General features: G+C 70.8%; 2 protein-coding genes and 1 pseudogene. 2 read left to right on the top strand and 1 reads right to left on the bottom strand.

What is annotated here, in order from left to right; all coding sequences use genetic code 11:
- Together IJH84_RS13190 and IJH84_RS13185 are read left to right on the top strand one after the other, a co-directional pair.
- Window positions 1-786 (top strand): oxidoreductase (locus IJH84_RS13190; RefSeq protein ID WP_295144653.1); only part of this gene is annotated, 786 nt, incomplete at its 5' end.
- A 215-nt stretch (window positions 787-1,001) separates the two neighbouring features.
- Window positions 1,002-3,191, top strand: coding sequence for an EAL domain-containing protein (locus IJH84_RS13185; RefSeq protein WP_295144650.1), 2,190 nt, complete (start codon window positions 1,002-1,004; stop codon window positions 3,189-3,191).
- 94 nt (window positions 3,192-3,285) lie between these two features.
- Here IJH84_RS13185 and IJH84_RS13180 read toward each other — a convergent pair.
- Window positions 3,286-3,678 (bottom strand): annotated as a pseudogene (locus tag IJH84_RS13180) (hypothetical protein); the annotation flags it as partial.

Below are 3,678 nucleotides of genomic sequence, written 5' to 3'. Positions count from 1 at the left end.
CGGGACCGCGCCGCGCGGGTGCTGCGCCGAGCCGTGGAACTGGGCATCGACCACATCGACACCTCGGACTTCTACGGGCCGTGGGTGGTCAACGAGCTGATCGCGGAAGTGCTGCGGCCCTACCCGGAGAATCTGCTGCTGGCCACCAAGATCGGCGCGTACCGGGACCACCGCGGCGGCTGGCCGCCGCTGGTGCACCCGGACGCGCTGCGGGCGCAGGTGCACGACAACCTCCGCCGCCTGCACCTGGAGGCGCTGGACCTGGTCTACCTGCGGCACAGCGCCGAACAGCCAGGCATCCCGTGGGAGGACCAGGTCGGCGCGCTGGCCGAACTGCGCGAAGCGGGCCTGGTGCGCAGCATCGGGCTGTCCAACGTCGACCTCGCGCAGTTCGAGCAGGCACGGGCGATCGCGCCGATCTCGGCGGTGCAGAACTCCTACAACGTGGTCGACCGCGCCGCCGCGGACCTGCTGGACCGGACCGCGGCGCTCGGGGTTCCGTTCGTGCCGTTCTTCCCGCTGGGCTCGGCGTTCCAGCCGAACAGCCGCGCGCTCGGCGATCAGGTGGTGCGCGGCGTGGCCGAGCGGCTCGGGGTGGCACCCGCCCAGGTGTCGCTGGCTTGGCTGCTGCACCGCGCGCCGAACACGCTGCTGATCCCCGGCACGTCCTCGATCGAACACCTGGAGAGCAACTGCGCGGCCGATCAGGTGAAGCTGGGTGAGGCGGACGTGCAGGAGCTGGACGATCTGGTCGCTGAGGGCACGACGGCCGAGCGGCCCCTGTGATCATCTCCCGGCCATCCGGGGCATGATGATCACGAACGTGGCACGGCCGATCCGGCATTCGGGCGAGGTCGACTTCGCGCCGCGAGCTGGACGTCACCCAGTAGTCTGGCCGACACGTCGGCGATGTTCGGGGTGGCGATGTTCGAGGCGGGAGCGCTCCGCCTCGGCCGGTGCGCGATCAGCCGGCAGGTGGTCGATGGACGGGTGAGCTGAGCATGGGAGATCCGAACCCGGCGCGCGGGACCGCGGCCGAGCCGGCCGTGCGCCCGGACAGCACCGGCTGGCGCAGGACCTTCACGCTGCGGTGGGCCAAGCGCCTGGTGGACACCTCGGACATCGCGCTGCCCCCGGACGAGCTGCAGCGGCAGCTGTCCGAACTCGTCGACGTGCTCGCCGAAGCGCTGCAAGACCCCGGCAAGGTCGAAGCAGCCGGCCATGCCGTCGGCGAACGGCTGGTGGACCTGCACGCCACCGGCGAAGGCGCGTTGCCGCGCACGCTCGAACTCATCCGGGACTACGTGGTCGGCGAGTCCAGCGTCGGCGCGGTGGGCCACCTGATGCACTTGCTCACCGCGATCACCGCGGGTTTCGCCACGGCCGAACGCGAACGCTCGGTGGCGCGCGAGGAGTTCACCACCCGCGCGCTGCTGCACTCGAAGCTGCGCGCCGACCGGGAACGCGACGCCAGCGACGAGCGGTTCCGCGAAGTGTTCACCAGCACCCCGGTCGGCGTGGCGATCTGCTCGCTGGATGGCCGGTTCGTCGAGGTGAACCCGGCGCTGGCGGAAACCCTCGGGCATCGCGAATCCGATCTGCTCTCGATGACGATCCACGACCTGTTCCACCCGGAGGAGGCCGCCTACCTCACCGCCGCCTACGCCGAACTCGCCGAGGGCGGACCGGCGCAACGGCTGCGCGAGCGGCGCAGGCTGCTGCGCGCCGACGGGGAGCAGGCTTGGACGTACCTGGCGGTGTCGCTGCTGCGCGACGCCGAGGACGAACCGAAGCACTTCGTCACGATGGTCGAGGACATCAGCGAACTGCACCTGCTGCAGGAGCGGTTCCAGTACCAGGCGCTGCACGACGCGATGACCGGCCTGGCGAACCGGCAGTTCTTCCGCACCCGGCTGGAAGCCGCGCTCGGCAACCTCGCGCCGGACGACGTGCTCACCCTCTACCACCTGGGCCTGGACGGGTTCGAGCTGATCAACGACGGGCTCGGCTACGAGGTCGGCGACAGCATCATCCGCGCGGTCGCGCGCCGCCTGGAACAACTGGTGGAAGGCGAACAGGCGCTGGTGGCCCGGTTCGGCGGCACCGAGTTCGCCATCCTGGTCGCGGAATCCCCGCGCACCGCGCAGATCCCGGAGTTCGCCGCACTGATCAACGAGGAGCTCTCCGAGCCGATCTACATCGGCGAGCACGGCATCGCCACCTCGGCCAGCATCGGCGTGGTGCGCCGCAGCGTCGCCGACGGCGACCCGACGAGCATGATCTGGGAGGCCGACGTCGCGCTGCGCCGCGCCGAGATCGCCGGCAAGCGGCAGTGGGCGCTGTTCGACCCGGACGTGGCCCCGGACGAGCGCACCGAGGCGAAGCTGGCCGCGATCATGCCTGGCGCGCTGGAACTGGGCGGGTTCGACGTGCGCTACCGCCCGGTCGCCGATACCGGCAGCGGTGCGCTGGTGTCGGTCGAGGCGCAGCTGGCTTGGCAGCCGGACGGGCACGAACCGCTGGAGCACGCCGAGATCCTGCGGCTCGCGGAAGGTTCCGGGGTCACGCTCGAACTGCGGGACTGGATGCTGCGCTGCGTGTGGGAGCAGCTCGCGGAGTGGAGCCGCGCCGGGCACGACACCTGCGTGCTGATCGAGCTGAGCACGAACCAGTCGCGGGACCCCGACCTGGTGGCGCTGGTGCGCGGCGTGCTCGGAGCCGGTGACGAGCTGGACGCGAGCTGGCTGCACCTGTGCATGCCGACCGACGCGGTGATGAACTCGCCGGAGGAGATCCGCGAGAACATCCGGGTGCTGCGGTCGATGGGCGTGCGCACGATGCTGCACTCGTTCCGCGGCGCACCGCAGGAACTCCGGGTGCTGCGGGAACTTCCGGTGCGGGGTGTGCGGCTCGCGGTGGAACTGGTGGAGCTGGTGAACGGGCGCTGCGCCGACGACGAGCCGGAGGTGCGCGCGGTGCGCCAGCTCGTTGGGCTGCTGCGGGACAGCGACGTGCGGGTGTGCGTGGGCGATGTGCACGACGAGGAGCAGGCGCGGTGGTGGCAGCAGCTCGGCTGCGACTTCGCCGTCGGCCCGCGCTACGGAGAAGCGCTGACCGCGGGCGAATTCGCCGCAGTGCTGGAAACGTTCGGCCCGCCCCAGGCGCCGCACACCGGCTCCGACGGGGAGTGAACGCCGCCGCGTTCCGGAAGGAGTTCGCCGCAGGCGCACATGAGCGGACCGCCGGCCGGGGAGCCGGCTGCCCGCGTCATCTGTCCACTTCGGACTAGCCGGCGTGGACCGGTTGGGTCTGCGGGTTGAACTCCTCGAACCGGACCTGCTCGGCGGGGTCGGTGCGCGGATCGCGGATCTTCAGCACGTCCAGCCCTTCCTGGATGCCGCTGGAGTAGATGTGCCCGTTGTAGTAGTACGCCGACCAGGAACCGGCCGTTTGCAGCTCGCCCGGGTCGAACGGCGGGCGGTCGAAGTGCGCGATCTCGTGCGGTCGCGCGGAATCGGTGAAGTCCCACACCGAAACACCGCCCTGGTACCACGCCTGCACCATGATGTCGCGACCCGGAACCGGGATCAGCGAACCGTTGTGCGCCACGCAGTTCTCCGTGTCGGCCTGCGCCCGCGGCAGCTTGTAGAAGCTGCGGAACTCCAGTTGCGCGTCCGG

It is taken from the genome of Saccharopolyspora sp. (assembly GCF_017434145.1).
Classification (GTDB): Bacteria; Actinomycetota; Actinomycetes; order Mycobacteriales; family Pseudonocardiaceae; genus Saccharopolyspora_C; species Saccharopolyspora_C galaxeae.
This window is presented reverse-complemented; position numbering and strand designations above follow the sequence as displayed.

Excerpts from the sequence above, each read along its gene's own strand:
- IJH84_RS13185 (WP_295144650.1), top strand. The coding sequence starts at position 1,002 with ATGGGAGATCCGAACCCGGCGCGCGGGACCGCGGCCGAGCCGGCCGTG.